The sequence below is a fragment of the uncultured Tateyamaria sp. genome, assembly GCF_947504105.1.
In the GTDB taxonomy this organism is placed as follows: domain Bacteria; phylum Pseudomonadota; class Alphaproteobacteria; order Rhodobacterales; family Rhodobacteraceae; genus Tateyamaria.
Map to the genome: position 1 here is coordinate 175,243 of NZ_CANNGP010000002.1, position 15,707 is coordinate 190,949.

At 60.4% G+C, this 15,707-nt stretch carries 15 protein-coding genes; 3 read left to right on the plus strand and 12 right to left on the minus strand.

The annotated features are described in order from the left end of the window. Window positions 1-22: 22 nt before the first annotated feature. Genes Q1A75_RS02455 through pcaF form a run of 8 tightly spaced genes read right to left on the minus strand, consistent with a single transcriptional unit; the run spans window position 23 to window position 7,491 of the window. Complete coding sequence (locus Q1A75_RS02455) at window positions 23-769, minus strand: PaaX family transcriptional regulator C-terminal domain-containing protein (protein WP_366142162.1); 747 nt, start codon at window positions 767-769, stop codon at window positions 23-25. Then, on the minus strand, window positions 759-2,774 hold the full coding sequence (paaZ, locus tag Q1A75_RS02460) for a phenylacetic acid degradation bifunctional protein PaaZ (protein WP_299548109.1): 2,016 nt from the start codon (window positions 2,772-2,774) through the stop codon (window positions 759-761). The genes Q1A75_RS02455 and paaZ overlap by 11 nt, the downstream gene beginning before the upstream one ends. A 10-nt stretch (window positions 2,775-2,784) precedes the next feature. Continuing rightward, window positions 2,785-3,849: a 2Fe-2S iron-sulfur cluster-binding protein gene (locus tag Q1A75_RS02465; protein ID WP_299548111.1), complete on the minus strand. Its 1,065-nt coding sequence runs from the start codon at window positions 3,847-3,849 to the stop codon at window positions 2,785-2,787. After that, on the minus strand, window positions 3,846-4,307 hold the full coding sequence (paaD, locus tag Q1A75_RS02470; protein WP_299548113.1) for a 1,2-phenylacetyl-CoA epoxidase subunit PaaD: 462 nt from the start codon (window positions 4,305-4,307) through the stop codon (window positions 3,846-3,848). The genes Q1A75_RS02465 and paaD overlap by 4 nt, the downstream gene beginning before the upstream one ends. Continuing rightward, window positions 4,307-5,005, minus strand: coding sequence for a 1,2-phenylacetyl-CoA epoxidase subunit PaaC (gene paaC / locus Q1A75_RS02475; protein WP_299548186.1), 699 nt, complete (start codon window positions 5,003-5,005; stop codon window positions 4,307-4,309). Before paaC ends, paaD begins: the two co-directional genes overlap by 1 nt. Before the next feature lie 20 nt (window positions 5,006-5,025). Next, the gene (gene paaB / locus Q1A75_RS02480; RefSeq protein ID WP_299548115.1) at window positions 5,026-5,310 is read right to left on the minus strand and encodes a 1,2-phenylacetyl-CoA epoxidase subunit PaaB; all 285 of its coding nucleotides are present in this window, start codon (window positions 5,308-5,310) and stop codon (window positions 5,026-5,028) included. After that, window positions 5,307-6,284, minus strand: a complete 978-nt coding sequence (gene paaA / locus Q1A75_RS02485) for a 1,2-phenylacetyl-CoA epoxidase subunit PaaA (protein WP_299548118.1) — start codon at window positions 6,282-6,284, stop codon at window positions 5,307-5,309. The genes paaB and paaA overlap by 4 nt, the downstream gene beginning before the upstream one ends. Window positions 6,285-6,288: 4 nt before the next feature. Beyond that, complete coding sequence (pcaF, locus tag Q1A75_RS02490; RefSeq protein WP_299548121.1) at window positions 6,289-7,491, minus strand: 3-oxoadipyl-CoA thiolase; 1,203 nt, start codon at window positions 7,489-7,491, stop codon at window positions 6,289-6,291. Between the two features lie 171 nt (window positions 7,492-7,662). Here pcaF and Q1A75_RS02495 point away from each other — a divergent pair, with 171 nt between their 5' ends. The 3 genes from Q1A75_RS02495 to Q1A75_RS02505 all read left to right on the plus strand — a co-directional run bounded on the left by Q1A75_RS02495 (window position 7,663) and on the right by Q1A75_RS02505 (window position 11,735). Then, a complete protein-coding gene (locus Q1A75_RS02495; RefSeq protein WP_299548124.1) occupies window positions 7,663-9,846 on the plus strand; it encodes an alpha-ketoacid dehydrogenase subunit alpha/beta in 2,184 nt (727 codons plus the stop codon). Between the two features lie 90 nt (window positions 9,847-9,936). Next, window positions 9,937-10,971 (plus strand): alcohol dehydrogenase catalytic domain-containing protein, encoded by a 1,035-nt coding sequence (locus Q1A75_RS02500; protein WP_299548127.1) that lies wholly within the window; start codon window positions 9,937-9,939, stop codon window positions 10,969-10,971. After that, complete coding sequence (locus Q1A75_RS02505) at window positions 10,968-11,735, plus strand: SDR family NAD(P)-dependent oxidoreductase (RefSeq protein WP_299548130.1); 768 nt, start codon at window positions 10,968-10,970, stop codon at window positions 11,733-11,735. The genes Q1A75_RS02500 and Q1A75_RS02505 overlap by 4 nt, the downstream gene beginning before the upstream one ends. Here Q1A75_RS02505 and Q1A75_RS02510 read toward each other — a convergent pair. Genes Q1A75_RS02510 through Q1A75_RS02525 form a run of 4 tightly spaced genes read right to left on the minus strand, consistent with a single transcriptional unit; the run spans window position 11,732 to window position 15,705 of the window. Then, window positions 11,732-12,514: a citryl-CoA lyase gene (locus Q1A75_RS02510; protein ID WP_299548133.1), complete on the minus strand. Its 783-nt coding sequence runs from the start codon at window positions 12,512-12,514 to the stop codon at window positions 11,732-11,734. The genes Q1A75_RS02505 and Q1A75_RS02510 overlap by 4 nt on opposite strands. Beyond that, entirely contained in the window at window positions 12,511-13,668 is a 1,158-nt protein-coding gene (locus tag Q1A75_RS02515; protein ID WP_366142163.1) for a CoA transferase, read from the minus strand. Before Q1A75_RS02515 ends, Q1A75_RS02510 begins: the two co-directional genes overlap by 4 nt. Before the next feature lie 23 nt (window positions 13,669-13,691). Beyond that, window positions 13,692-15,206: a tripartite tricarboxylate transporter permease gene (locus Q1A75_RS02520; protein ID WP_299548136.1), complete on the minus strand. Its 1,515-nt coding sequence runs from the start codon at window positions 15,204-15,206 to the stop codon at window positions 13,692-13,694. Window positions 15,207-15,210: 4 nt separating this feature from the next. Next, the gene (locus Q1A75_RS02525) at window positions 15,211-15,705 is read right to left on the minus strand and encodes a tripartite tricarboxylate transporter TctB family protein (RefSeq protein WP_299548139.1); all 495 of its coding nucleotides are present in this window, start codon (window positions 15,703-15,705) and stop codon (window positions 15,211-15,213) included. Window positions 15,706-15,707 lie beyond the last annotated feature (2 nt).

Here is a 15,707-nt window from a genome sequence, read left to right on the forward strand (position 1 = left end):
GACGCGGTTGGGAAAGCTCGGTTTAGGTTGCCTTAATCGCATCCAGATCGGGTCGCGCGAAGCGGGTCAGAAGGTGCGACACCAGCGCGCGGCAATCATGACCGCGCCAATCCGATGAATGCGCGGCGCGTGGCAGGTCCGGGTGCTTCAGTGTCAGACGCCGCCACCCATGCACGATCAAGACCCTGAGGGCGGCTGTTTGCACTGCAGTCAGGCCGTCCTCCAGTTCCTCCGCAATGTCGGTCAGCACCGCGTGCAGGGATTTATAGGCGTCACGCATCGCTTCGGTTTCAATCTGCGCGCCCAGCCATTTCGGCAGGGACTGTGGCGCCAACCCTATTGCGTCTAAGGGGATTGAGGCGGACGGGCCGCATAGGAATACGCGGGGCGCGATTTGCGCGAACTGTGTCTGGTCCAGCTCGACCGGCGCGCTGGTCAGGATCATGAGGGCCTCGGCTTCACGTGGTTGGCCATAGATGCGCGCCCGTGCCGCCTTGCTGTCGCTGCGCCCTTTGGGTGTCAGGCTGTGCAGGCTCGTCCGCCCCTGTTTCTCGGACCCTACCCATCCATCGCTGCGCAAACGGTGCAGCGCGACGCGCGACGCTTCGGGCTTGATCCCGATTTCGCCCATGATGGCGGACAAGGTGGGTCCATCAAGGGGCCGATCTGGGGCCAAATCGCCAAAAACAGTGACTAACAAGGACCAAACACGCATTGGGCCAAGGCTGCTCAGGCTGCTTATTGCTTGGAAATAGGCGTCAGTGGGCATTCATCGTCAGCAGCTCGTATTCAGCCACCGCCTCGTCGTCCCGGTTGGTGAGAGTGACGTGCCAGCGCACCTCTCCATACGCGTCATTGCGCGGTGTCTTGGCCTTGACCGTCAGACGCACCTTGATGCTGTCCCCAGCTTCCACCGGCTTCATGAAACGCAGGTTATCCAGGCCGGTGTTCGCCAGCACAGGTCCCGGATCTGGCTGCACAAACAGGCCAGCGGCGAAACTGAGCAACAGATAGCCATGCGCCACCCGACCTGGGAAAAACGGGTTCGCCTTTGCGGCCGCGTCGTCCATGTGGGCGTAGAATGTGTCGCCGGTGAAATGTGCGAAGGTCTCGATATCCTCCAACGTCACCTCGCGTGATGCGCTGTTGAACGTGTCGCCGATGACCAGATCGCCAAAGGGGCGCGTAAATGGATGCGGTTTGTCGGTTGCTTCTGCAGCTCCGGGCAACCACCGTTGTCCAATTGCTGTCAGGATGTCTGGGCTCCCCTGAACCGCAGTGCGCTGCATGTAATGCTTGACGGCGCGAATGCCACCCAATTCTTCGCCCCCGCCCGCGCGGCCCGGTCCGCCATGCACCATGTGCGGCAAAGGCGCGCCATGCCCGGTCGCTTCGGACATGCTGTCACGGTTGTTGAAGTATAACCGTCCGTGGAACGCGGCAGAGGCCATGGTGATCTGCCGCGCGACATCGCCATCCCGCGTGATGATCGACGCCACAAGTGATCCCTTCCCTCGGTTCAGCAGATCCGCCGCGTGGCTCAGATTACGATAGGGCATCACGGTGGATACTGGGCCAAAGGCTTCGACATCATGCACAGCCCGCGCGTTGTCGGGATCGGCGCAGTGAAACAACATCGGTGGCAGGAACGCCCCTTTGCTGTCCGCCATCGAAAAGTTCTCAGGATCTCCGAACACATGTTCGGCTTCGGTTCCGATCTGGATTGCCTTCTCCAATACATCCACTTTTTGGTTGTTAGACACGAGTGCACCCATTTTCGTGCTCTCAGCCCGCGGATCGCCAATCGTGACGTTCTCCAGCCGCGCGCCGATGGCTTCAATCACTGCATCAACCTGCGCTTCGGGCACCATGATCCGCCGAATGGCCGTGCATTTCTGACCTGCTTTCGCCGTCATCTCGCGCTGCACTTCCTTGACGAACAGATCGAACTCCGGCATCCCGGGCTCCGCATCTGGCCCAAGAACCGAAGCGTTCAGACTGTCCTGCTCGGCCGTGAAGCGCACCGCGTTGTTCAGCAGGTTGACGTTGCCGCGCAATGTGCGCGCCGTATCAGCAGACCCGGTAAAGGTTACCACATCCTGGCAATCCAGATGATCCAGCAGATCACCCACACCGCCCGATACCAATTGCAATGCACCGTCGGGCAAGTACCCGCTCTCGATCATCAGCCGCACGCAAGCTTCTGTCACATAAGAGGTCGCGGTGGCTGGCTTTACGATTGCGGGCACCCCGGCAAGTAGGGTTGGCGCGACCTTCTCCAGCATGCCCCAGACGGGGAAGTTGAACGCATTGATATGCAGTGCAACCCCTTGCAACGGGGTGCAGATGTGCTGCCCATGAAACTGCCCGGCGCGGCCCAGCTGCTCTGGCGCACCATCCAGATACACTTGCGCGTCCGGCATTTCGCGCCGCCCTTTCGATGCAAAAACCAGCATCGTCCCAATCCCGCCATCCACATCGATCAGGTGATCGGCCTGCGTGGCCCCGGTGTCGAAACTCAGATCATACAGGGCCTGCCGATGTTCCCGCAGATGCAAGGCCAACGCCTTCAGCATCCGCGCGCGGCCATGGAATGTCATCCCACGCAAGGCGGGACCACCCACATCACGGGCATAGGCGCGCATGCCTTGCACGTCCAAGGCATCATTCCCCGCTTCGGCAATTATGTCCCCGGTGATAGCGCTTGCAATCGACCGCGCGCCAGACCTGGGCGGCACCCACGCACCGGCAGCGAAACTGTGAACCTGACGCATGGTGGCCCCCTTAGTGTTGATCGTAGTCGACGCGCAGCGTATCGCTGAGCGGATAGCACTGGCAGGTCAGCACGAAACCGGCTTCGACCTCGTAGTCCTCAAGCGCATGATTGGTCAGCATCTCGTATTTACCCTCGGTCACCTTGGCCTTGCAGGTGGAACAGACCCCGGCCCTGCACGCAAAGGGGGCATCAAGATTATTGGCCAAAGCTGTCTCTAATACAGATGAATCCTTGGACATTTCCATCTGGTACGTGGTCCCGTCCAGCGTGATTTTCACGCTGGTTTCAACCGCACCCTCAGCCCGCGCGCTGACCGCCTGTTTCGCCAGGCGCCCCTCCTGACCTGCGCCAAATAGCTCAAACTTGATCTGGTCCTTGGACAGCCCATGCGCCTCAAGCGCTTCAGAGATTGCCAACATCATCGGTTCCGGCCCGCAGATGAACGCGGTGTCGATGGCATCCACATTGATCCAAGATTTGAACAACAGCGCGCACTTCTCTTGATCCACACGACCCGAAAACAGGTCGATGTCTTGCCCCGTCTCCAGCACGTGGATCAGGGTGAATCGGCCCATGTAGCGGTTCTTGAGGTCCTCCAACTCTTCCCGGAACATGATCGTGTGTACGGCCCGGTTCGCATAGACGAGAGTAAAAGTGCTGTCTGGTTCGCGCGCCAGCACGGTTTTGAGGATCGATAGAACGGGTGTGATCCCCGAACCACCAGCGAAGCCAAGATACGATTTCCCCTTGTTGGGGTCTATTTTTGTGTGAAAGCTGCCCATCGGGGGCATGGCATGCAGCGTATCGCCGACGTGCAGCTCCGTGTTGGCGTAGGTGGAAAATGCCCCCCCGTCGACGCGCTTTACGCCCACTTGCAAATGTCCGTCATCCAGCCCTGCGCAGATCGAATAGTTGCGGCGCAGCTCTGTCCCGTCGAAATCCTGTTTGAAGGTCAAGTACTGGCCGGGGATGAACCGGAACGCCTGTGGGTCCTCAGACTCCAGGGTCAGTACAACCGCGTCGCGGATGGTGCGGTGAATGTCGGTCACGGTCAGGGTGTGAAACTGGCTCATATGCACTTGAAATAGTCAAAGGGTTCCAGGCAGTCGGTGCAGCGCCACTGCGCCTTGCAGGGCGTCGATCCAAACTGGCTGATCTTTTCCACGCTGGACGATTCGCAATGCGGGCAGCGATCTGGTCCGCCAGCCGCTTTGGGCGGCGCGATACCATAACTTTCCAGCTTGGCCTTGCCCGCATCGCTTAGCCAATCGGTAGTCCAAGGCGGGGCAATCTGCCTTTTTAGAGACAGGTTTTCGATGCCCTTGACCCGGAGAGCCGTCTCAATCTCCATGTTGATGATGCTGGTCGCCGGGCATCCGGAATAGGTGGGCGTCACCGTCACTTCGAGGGTGTCATCCAGCCACTGCACATCCCGAATGATCCCCAGATCGACGATCGATATCACGGGGATTTCCGGATCCGGTATAGCGGCAAGCCAGCTCCAGACCTCGTCCACAGAGGGTTGCGTCATTACCATGTCGCGTCAGGGTAACTGCGGGGCAGAACCTGCATCGTCGCCAGCATATGCCCCAGATGTTCTGTATGACGCGCCCCGGTCTTGCCGCCCATATGGGCAAAGTCGCTGTGCGGTCGCACGAGCGTGGCTTCGGTCAAAACAGTCTCTAAATAAGTGTCAAAAGCGGGTCTTAGCGCAGCCATATCCGTTAGATCGTCGCCATCCGTGCTGAACATTTCGCCCACATAGGGCCACAGCCGGTCCAACGCCGCCTGCATCCGCGCATGGCTTTCCTCGGTCCCCTCCCCCAACGCGATGACGGTGTCAGACGAGCGTTCGCGGTGATAGGTGACCTCTTTCACGGACTTCTGCGCGATTGCACTGATCTCCGTGTCATCATGCTCTGCCAGTGTGGTCAGTGCTTCCAGATGCCAGCTATCAAATAGAAATTGCCGCATCATCGTCACGCCGAAATCCTGGTTTGGCTGTTCGACCAACAGCAGGTTGCGGAAGTCCCACGCATCGCGGTGATAAGCCAGCGTGTCGGCTGTGCGTCCCTTACCTTCACGCTCGGCGGCAAGACCCAACCACAGTTGCGTCTGTCCGATCAGGTCCAACGCCGTGTTGGCCAGCGCAATGTCTTCCTCAAGCGCAGGCGCATGCCCACACCATTCTGACACCCGCTGACCCAGCACCAACGTGTTGTCGCCCATGCGGATCAGGCCCGGAACGCTCACATCGCCCCCACATCGTCTGGAATGTCAAAGAAGGTCGGGTGGCGGTACACCTTATCGTCCGCCGGATCGTACAGTGATCCCTTGTCATCGGGGGATGAGGCCGTGATGTCGGCGGCTGGCACCACCCAGATGCTCACACCTTCCTTGCGGCGGGTATAGACATCTCGTGCATTCTGGATCGCGTGGGTGGCATCAGTGGCATGAAGCGAACCGACATGGCGGTGCGACAGCCCATGCTGACCACGGATAAAAACTTCCCAAAGGGGCCATTCCTGTTTCATTCCGCCGCCACCTTCGCCGCCTGTTTCTTGGCCGCATGCGCCAGCCGCGCCTCGCGTACCCACGCCCCATCGTCCCAAGCCTTTTGCCGCGCCTCGATCCGTTCGACCGAACACGGGCCATTGCCCTTCAACACGTCAAAGAACTCGGACCAGTCAGGTTCGGCAAAGTCATACTCACCCTTCTCTTCGTTCCAGGCCAGCGTTTCATCCGGAATCGTCAGACCCAAGTACTCCGCCTGCGGCACCGTCTGATCGACGAATTTCTGGCGCAACTCGTCGTTGGAATTCATCTTGATCTTCCACGCCATCGACTGCTCGGAATGCACGCTTTCCTTGTCGGACGGTCCGAACATCATCAGCGACGGGTACCAGAACCGGTTCAGCGCATCCTGCGCCATGCGCTTCTGTGTGTTGGTCCCATTCGCCATCTTCATCATGATGTCGAAGCCCTGGCGTTGGTGGAACGATTCCTCCTTGCAGATGCGCACCATCGACCGGGCATAAGGGCCATAAGATGTGCGCTGCAACGGCACCTGATTCATGATCGCAGCACCATCAACCAGCCAACCCACAGCCCCCATATCCGCCCATGTCAGGGTCGGATATGCGAAGATGGACGAGTACTTCATCCGCCCGTCCAGCAGCATTTCGGTCAGCTCATCGCGGCTCACGCCCAGCGTTTCCGCCGCGCAATACAAATACAGCCCATGCCCCGCCTCGTCCTGCACCTTGGCCAGCAGGATCGCCTTGCGCTCCAGCGTGGGTGCGCGGGTGATCCAGTTGCCCTCGGGCAGCTGACCAACAATCTCGGAATGCGCGTGTTGCCCGATCTGGCGGATCAGCGTCTTGCGATAGCCCGCAGGCATCCAATCCTTCGGCTCGATCTTGTCCCCCGCATCGATACGGGCTTGGAACGCAGCCAGCTTCTCGGGATCGTCCTGTGTCGCTTCGGATTTGATCATCTGTGCATACATCGTCTCAAGCCCTTTCGAGTATCATGGCAACGCCCTGCCCCACGCCCACACACATGGTGCACAGCGCATAGCGGCCACCGGTCCGTTTCAATTGATAAGCGGCGGTCATCACCAGCCGCGCGCCCGACATGCCCAGCGGGTGACCGATCGCAATTGCCCCACCCTGTGCGTTTACACGGGGATCGTCATCCGCCACACCCAGACTGCGCAGTGTTGCCAAGCCTTGCGACGCAAACGCTTCGTTCAACTCGATCACATCCATCTGGTCGATGGTCAGGCCCGCACGCTTCAACACCTTTTCAGAGGCAGGCACTGGCCCAATCCCCATAACGCGCGGCTCGACCCCGGCGGCACACATGCCAACGACCCGCGCCATGCGCGTCAGGCCTTGCGCATCTGCCGCCTCTGTCGACGCGATCAGCATCGCTGCCGCGCCGTCATTCACGCCCGACGCATTGCCTGCCGTCACGCTCAGGTCCGGCCCGTTGATCCCGCGCAGTCCCGCCAACTTCTCGACAGATGTTCCCGGGCGCGGATGTTCATCCGTTTGTACGACAATCGGATCACCCTTGCGCTGGGGGATCGACACAGGCGCAATCTCTTCAGCAAAGATACCGGCCTCATGCGCCGCGGCCCACCGTTCTTGCGACCGTGCCGCAAAGGCATCCTGATCCGCACGCCCCACATCCCAGTCAGCCGCCACATTGTCAGCCGTCTGAGGCATGGAATCGATCCCATATTCCGCTTTCATTTTCGGGTTCACGAACCGCCAGCCGATGGTTGTGTCATATACCTGATTGGCGCGCGAAAACGCGGTGTCCGCCTTGGGCATCACGAACGGCGCACGGCTCATGCTCTCGACCCCGCCGGCAATGACCAGGTCCATGTCACCCGCCTTGATACCGCGTGCGGCGATGCCCACCGCGTCCATGCCCGAGGCGCACAGGCGATTCACGGTGATTCCCGGCACATCCACAGGCAAACCCGCCAACAGACCGGCCATTCGGGCCACGTTTCGATTGTCCTCACCGGCCTGATTGGCACAGCCCATGACGACATCATCCACAGCGGCCCAGTCCAACTCGGGGTTGCGCGCCATCAATGCCGCAATGGGCGCAGCCGCCAGGTCATCGGCGCGGACGCCGGACAAAGCACCGCCGTACCGCCCAATGGGCGTACGCTGAGCATCACAAATCCATGCGTCCATCGGCTCCTCCTTAGGCCTTAAGTACGCCGTATGGTGATTCCGTTCAACAATTAATGTTACACAATTTAGTGTTTCATATGAGAATTAGTAACACTTTAACTGCCTGCTGGACCATTGCCCTTGGTCCCTGTTCTATGGCCTTCAACGCTTCGCATATACGGACCACGCCACATGGATCGCGCCGCCATCGTTCATGACAACTTCCACCGGCGGCTAAAGGCCAACGATTTGCCAATGGGCAGTGGTGCTGGCGACATGGATGCCGAAACGCTTCTCACCCTTTTCCGCGCGCAATGCCTGTCCCGCCAACTCGATCGCACCAGTCGCGCGATGCAAAAGGCAGGGCAGGGATACTACACAATCGGGTCCAGCGGGCACGAAGGGATGGCGGGCGTTGCACACGCACTGCGGCCCACCGACATGGCGTTCCTCCATTATCGCGATGCTGCGTTTCAGATCGCGCGCGCGGGCCAGGTACCCAACCAGACTCCGGCCTGGGACATCCTGCTCAGCTTCGCCGCCTCTGCCGAGGACCCAATGTCCGGTGGTCGACACAAGGTTCTGGGATCGAAGGCGCTGAACATCCCGCCGCAGACCTCGACCATTGCCAGTCACTTGCCCAAGGCGGTTGGGGCTGCCTATTCTATCGGACTTGCCAAGCGGCAACGTCCAGAGCATGCACACTTGCCCGACGACAGCCTTGTCATATGTTCTTTTGGCGATGCCTCGGTCAACCATTCCACGGCCCAAGGGGCGATCAACACGGCTTGCTGGACAAGCTTTCAGAATGCACCGCTGCCGCTGCTGTTCGTGTGCGAGGACAATGGCATTGGCATCTCGACGCCCACACCTTCGGGATGGGTGGCTGCGAACTTCTCAACCAAACCGGGGCTCACATATTTCGCTTGCGATGGCCTGAATGTCGCCGAAACCCAAAGGGTCACAGCAGAAGCCGCCGCATTTGTCCGCCGCCACAAATCCCCCGCTTTCCTGCACATACGCACCGTCCGACTTTATGGTCACGCAGGCTCAGACGTCGAAGCCACTTACCGTGCCAAGGCAGACATCGAAGCTGATGAGGGCAACGACCCGCTCCTCCACACCGCTCGCCTGCTTCGCGACAGTGGGACCATCACGCCAGAGGAGGCGCTCGCGCTTTACGAAAAGATCGGAGGGGAGTGCGAAGCGCTTGCGGCCAGAGCCACCAAGCGTTCTCGCTTGCAAACCTCAGCAGATGTTAGCGCCAGCCTGATCCCCCCAGCTCGCACATGCGCAACCACAAACGGACCTTCTGTCGAAGAACGCGCTCAGGTCTTCGGCACCGATCTGCGCAGCAGCGAAGACCCACAGGTGATGAGTAAACTCATCTCATGGGCGCTCACCGACTTGATGCTCGAACACCCCGAAGTCATCATGGCGGGTGAGGACATAGGTAAAAAGGGCGGCGTCTATGGCGCTACGCAAAAACTGCAGTCCCGCTTCGGCCCGCACCGCGTCATCGACACATTGCTTGATGAACAATCCATCCTCGGCCTTGCCATCGGCATGGCGCATAACGGATTTGTTCCGATCCCCGAAATCCAGTTCCTCGCCTACCTCCACAACGCCGAGGATCAGCTCAGAGGCGAAGCTGCCACGCTCCCCTTCTTTTCGAACGGCCAATACACCAATCCCATAGTCCTGCGCATCGCGGGCCTTGGCTACCAACGCGGGTTCGGCGGGCATTTTCACAACGACAATTCGTTGGCTGTTCTGCGCGACATCCCCGGCCTCATCATCGCCTGCCCGTCGCGCGGCGATGACGCTGCCAAGATGCTGCGCGAAGCAGTCCGCCTTGCGCGCGAGGAACAGCGCGTCGTGGTCTTTGTTGAACCTATCGCCCTCTATCCCATGCGCGACCTGCACGCCGAGGGCGACAAGAGCTGGATGTCGACCTACCCGGCGCCCGACGAGCGGATCGCGCTGGGCGATATTGGTGTCAGCGGTACTGGCACTGACCTCGCCATCGTCACATACGGAAATGGACGCTACCTATCGGAACAGGCGGCGCAACGTTTGCAATCTGACGGCATCAATACCCGCGTTATCGACATGCGTTGGCTTGCGCCTCTCCCAGAAGCGGCCCTGATCGAACAGGTCAAGGGATGCAATGCCACTCTTATCGTCGATGAATGCCGCCGCACCGGCAGCCAGTCCGAAGCTCTCATGACCCTATTTGCCGAGGCCGACATCACCAATATCGCCCGCCTTGCAGCCGAAGATTGCTTCATCGCTACCGGCCCCGCCTATGCCGCCACGCTCCCCTCGACCGACAGTATTGTGGGCGCCGCCAAGACGTTGATATCAAAGTCCTGAGATTCCGGTTTCACGAAATTGACCCTTGCCCTTGATCGGTCTTTCCAATCCGGTCCAAAGTCGCGCGAACAGGGAGAGAGGACACCACACATGACGCATCAGGCGGCCTTCTATCGCGGCGACAAACACTTTTCGGTCGAGGCGGTGGAGACACCTGCGCCCGGTCCTGGTCAGGTACAGATCGATGTTGCCTATTGCGGAATCTGCGGCACGGACCTGCATATCTATCTCGGTCACATGGATGCCCGCGTCGGCTTTGAACGCACCATCGGGCACGAGATGTCCGGCGTTGTCTCGGCTGTCGGGGAGGGCGTTGACGGGTTCGAACCCGGCCAACCCATCGTCGTCCGCCCGCTTGATCATTGCGGCGACTGCCCCGCCTGCGACGCCGGCCACCAGCACATCTGCCACAACCTCAAATTCATCGGCATCGACAGCGACGGGGCCTTTCAGCAGAAGTGGAACGTCCCGGCCCATACCGTTCACGTCCTCCCCTCAGACCTCAACCTCGCCCACGCTGCCCTGATCGAACCGCTGGCCGTCGCCGTCCACGACGTCGACCGCGGCAAGGTGAAACCGGGCGAAGACGTTCTGGTCATCGGCGGTGGCCCCATCGGCATGTTGGTCGCCATGGCCGCGCGGAACGCAGGGGCCAACGTCACGGTGGCCGAGATCAACGACAACCGCCTCGCTTTCGCGCAAAAGATCGGGTTCACCACGATGGATCCCAAAACAACCGACGTCGCCAAAGCCATGCATGAGGCGACGGGTGGCAAAGGGGCTGACGTGGTGTTCGAGGTGTCCGGCAGCCAACCCGGCGTCGATCTGATGACCGCTGCCGCCGCTACACGGGAGCGTATTGTCATGGTCGCCATCCACGCCACCAAACCGCAGATCGACATGTTCCAGTTCTTCTGGCGCGAGCTGGACCTGATCGGCGCGCGCGTCTACCGGCCCGAGGATTATGACAAGGCCATGGACCTGCTCGCCAAAGGCGTCGTCGATTGTGATGCCTTTATCACCGACATCCAGGGGCTGGACGACATCGAGGGCGCGTTCAAAACGCTCACCGAAAACCCCAACGCCATGAAATCCATGATCCGGGTCACGGAGGGGCTGCAATGAACGTTCGCAACTCCTTCGACCTGACCGGCAAAACCGCCCTTATAACAGGCGCAAAACGCGGTATAGGACGCGGCATGGCCGAGGCGCTGGCCGAAGCCGGGGCCGACATCATCGGCGTCAGTGCTACGCTCGCCCCCGGTTCGGACGTGCAACAACGCATCGAAGCCATGGGTCGCACATTCACACCATACGCTTGCGACTTCTCGGACCGCCCAGCAGTCAAAGCCTTCGCCGCGCAGGTCCTCACAGACCACCCGCAGATCGACATCCTGATCAACAACGCGGGCACCATCCTGCGCACCCCTGCCGCTGACCATCCCGACGACATGTGGGACAAAGTGATTGAGGTGAACCTGAACGCTCAATTCATCCTCACACGTGAGGTGGGCAAGAAAATGGTCGAACGGGGCTCAGGCAAGGTCATCTTCACCGCCTCTCTGCTCACATTCCAGGGTGGGATTACGGTGCCTGGCTATGCGGCCTCCAAGGGCGGGATTGGCCAACTGACCATGGCTTTTGCCAACGAATGGGCGGGTAAGGGCGTCAACGTGAACGCTATCGCTCCCGGTTATATCGACACCGACAACACCGAAGCCTTGCGCAACGATCCGATACGCTCGAAATCCATACTAGAGCGTATCCCAGCTGGCAGATGGGGCAAACCTGAGGACTTCAAAGGCCCCACCGTTTTCCTCGCTTCCGACGCATCTGCATACATGCACGGCCACGTAATGCTGGTCGATGGCGGCTGGATGGGTCGCTAGTCCTTGATCGGGTTGGGGCCGGTATAGGTCCAGCGATAATCAGGTGGCGTCGGCCCCTTGTTGCGACCACCCTGCTGTTTTTGTTCCCACGCATGGGACAGGATACCGACGGATCGAGACAGGCAGAACAGTCCGCGTGCCAACGGTGCGGGAAAACTTAACTCGGCAAATATCACAGCCGTGGCACCGTCGATGTTCATGGGCACGGGCTTGCCCTTCTCTGCGGCAAGCGCCGCCTCGATGCCGCGCGCAATCTCAGAAAAGCGCCCGGATACAGTTCCAGCCTTTGCCGCTTCATCCACCAAGGCCAGAAGCCTTGGGGCACGCGGATCGACCGGCTTGTGAAACCGGTGTCCGAATCCGGGAATGAACGGCCCATGCTCAGTCCGCCAAGCGTCCAGAACCTCAGCCAAAGGTGTATCGGACGCTTCCACGCGGGCATAAAGCTGAACCGCCTGCTCGCCCGCGCCACCATGCACATCGTCCAGCATGTTCACGGCAGACGCCATCGCGCCATTCAGGCTCAGTCCACAGGTGACGGCCATCCGCGCTGCGGCTATCGATGGCGCTTGCGGTCCATGATCGACGGCGGCGACCAGAGCCGCTTCGAACAGTTTCGCCTCAGGCTCGGACGGCATGTCACCACGGGTCATCAGCCAGATCATCTGCGGAAAGCTCACCGCGCCAATCAGGTCCTCAATCGGATGTCCGCGCAGCCGGACCTGACCGGGCGCCATGTCGATGATGTCGGTAGACCACCAATCTGAAACGTCACTCATATCGCCCCCTCGTCGGTCAGGTCCGCAACGTCCTGGTCGCTCAGACCCAGTGCGCGCCAAATTTCGTGCCCATGTTCCCCAAGTCGCGGCGGCGGGGTGGGCACCGTCAACGGTGCGCCATCCAGCTTGACCCCGGTATTCACAACCTCGATATCGCGCCCCACCCCTGGTACGTCCGGGTAGCGCGACATCAGCCCACGGTCTGCGATCTGTGGATGGGACAACACCTCTGGCACCGACATTACTGCGCCTGCGGGAACATCGATGGCGTTCAATGCTTGCGCAAGATCAACTGCAGTCCATTCCAAAAGCGCCGCCTCGATCTCTGTGCGCAGCACCATACGGTTCCGTTTGCGATCTTCTCGTGTGCTGTATTCGGCCCGGTCGCGCAGTTCATCCAAACCAAGGAAATCTGTAAGTAATACCCACTGCTCATCCTTGTTGGCCGCGATGTTGATCAGTCCAAGCCCGGTTTCAAATGTTCCGGACGGGGCAGACGTTGGATTCTCGTTTCCGTTTGCCCGTGGCTCCACCCCCGCAATAACATGGTTCGATACAACCCACCCCATAGTCGTCAACACACTCTCCAGCATCGAACAATCAATAAAAGCCCCGCGGGGACGGGCGTTGAGGGCGGAGGCCACAGCAAAGGCCGCCGTCATCCCGCCCACGGTATCTGCCACCGGATAGCCCACGCGCAGGGGTGCGCTGTCGTCATCGCCGGTGATCGACATGACGCCGGATACACCCTGCACGATCTGGTCATAGGCGGGTCGATCGACCCAAGGGCCGTCCTGACCAAACCCGGAAATCGCGCAATAGATCAGATCAGGCCTGCGCGGCTTCAGCACCTCGTAGCCCAACCCCAAGCGGTCCATGACGCCGGGACGAAAGTTCTCGACCACGACGTCGGCGGTCTCGACGAGCCTTAGGAACAGCGTCTTGCCGTCCACATGTTTGAAGTTCACCGTGACCGATTTCTTGCCCGCGTTCTGGGCAAGAAAAGACACCCCCATCCCTTTCGCATTCAGCGCGGGATCGGCACCCAGTTGCCGGGCAAGGTCCCCGCGACCGGGGGCCTCAACCTTGATCACTTCGGCGCCCATATGGGCCAGTTGGTGACAACAGAACGGCCCAGCCAGGACGTTGGTCAAGGACCCGGACCCCGTCCAGCGGTTTAGTCACCGTCCGCAACCCCCCGCGCCCGCAGACGCGCCCGGCGTGCACGGTAGCTGGGCAAGATCACCAGAAGCGCTGCAATGACCAGCAGGCCCAGTGTCATGGGCCGTTCCCAGACAAAGCTGACGCCGTCGTAAAGCTGCATGGACCGGCTGAAGTTGTCTTCGAGCATCCCGCCGAGGATGAAGCCGATTAGCAGTGGGGCCAGCGGGTAGTCCGCAAAACGCAGGATCGTCGCGCAGATGCCGAAACCCACAAGCAGCAGCAGTTCGGTCGCGTTGTTCTGCCCAATATACGCCCCCATCAGCGTGAAGAAGAGGATGAAGGGGATCAGGAAGTTGCGTGGCACCGCGAGGATCTTGGCGATGTATGGGATCAGCGGCAGGTTCAGGATCAAAAGAACAAGGTTGCCGATATACATCGAGATGATGACAGCCCAGAAAATCTGCGGATCGTCTACCATGAGGCGCGGACCGGGTGTGACGTTCAGCGCGATCAATGCGCCTAGCAAGATGGCTGTGGTGCCGGAACCGGGGATGCCGAGCGTCAGGAGCGGTACGAACGATCCCGTGCACGCGGCGTTGTTCGCCGTCTCGGGGGCGGCAAGGCCCTTGATGGATCCTTTGCCGAACTCCTGCTTTTCCTTTTCGGGTGCGATGTTGCGTTCGACCGCGTAGCCTAGGAAGGATGCGATGGTCGCTCCGGCCCCCGGCAGTACGCCGATGAAGAAGCCCTGCAGGGACTGACGACCGATGACCGGGGCGATGGACCTGGCTTCGTCCCGTGTGATCCGAAGATCCTTGATGTCGCCGGACTGGCCGGACTTGGACCGGTTCGGGTCCATCACGAGGTAGAGCGCCTCGGGCAGGGCGAACATCGCCATGGCGAGGGTAATGAAGGCGAACCCGGACTGGAGGTCCATCAGCCCCATGGTGAAGCGTGGCATATTGAACAGCGCACCTTCGCCCACGGTTGCCATGATGAGGCCAAGAAGGGTCATCATGATCGCTTTGGCGACCTGACCCGTACCCGCGAAGGCGGCGATGGCCGACAGGCCGACGACCATCAACGCGAAGTATTCGGCGGAGTGGAACAGGAGCGCAACCGACGACAGCATCGGCGCGAAAATCATCAGCAGGATCGCCCCGATGGAGCCGCCGCAGAAGGATGCGATGGCGGCGATGGTCAGTGCTTTGCCCGCCTTGCCGTCGCGGGCCATGGGGTAGCCATCGAAGCTGGTTGCGACGGTGCCTGCAACCCCCGGCGCGTTGAGCAGGATGGAAGACGTCGAGCCGCCGAAAATGGCGCCGTAGTAGACACCCGCCAGCAGGATCAGAGCGGCGGACGGGTCACCCAGAGAGATGGCGACCGGGATCATGATGGCGATGATCGACATCGGGCCAAGGCCGGGCAGCATACCGATGAACGTGCCGATCAGACAGCCGCCGATGACCATAAGCAGGTTCTGGATGGAAAAGGCCGTTTGCAGGCCGATCAGGATACCTTCGAGCATGGTCTTAGATCCCCATGAATGCGGGTAGGGGGCGCAGGAAGATGCCGAGCACCACCTGCACCAGATACCAGACAACGCCGGTGGCGACGCCTGCGACAACGATCATCGTCACCCAGCGGCGTTCGCCGAGGATGACAGAACCCATGACAAGGAAGCTGACCGTGGCGATGATGAACCCGGCGGGGCGCAAGAGCAGGGCGTAGGCGACCATGAGACCGAGGAGCAGACCGGCCTGACCCAGCTTGAATTCGCGGAGTTGGCGGTAGACGATGACCGAGGGATTTTCCTCGCGCGGTTTGTCGCCTTTTTCCAAGCCAAGAACGATGATCAGGCCAACGAGGATGCCGAGCACGCTTAGCACCTTTGGGAAGGTCGAGGGCCAGATGGGGTTGCGCTGCATGAACGGTGCAAGGCTGCCGTCCATGGTGAACCATGCAGCGTAGCCGTAGGCGGCAAAAATGCCCAAAAGGATCAGTCCGATCCAGCGATCCAGTGCCATGA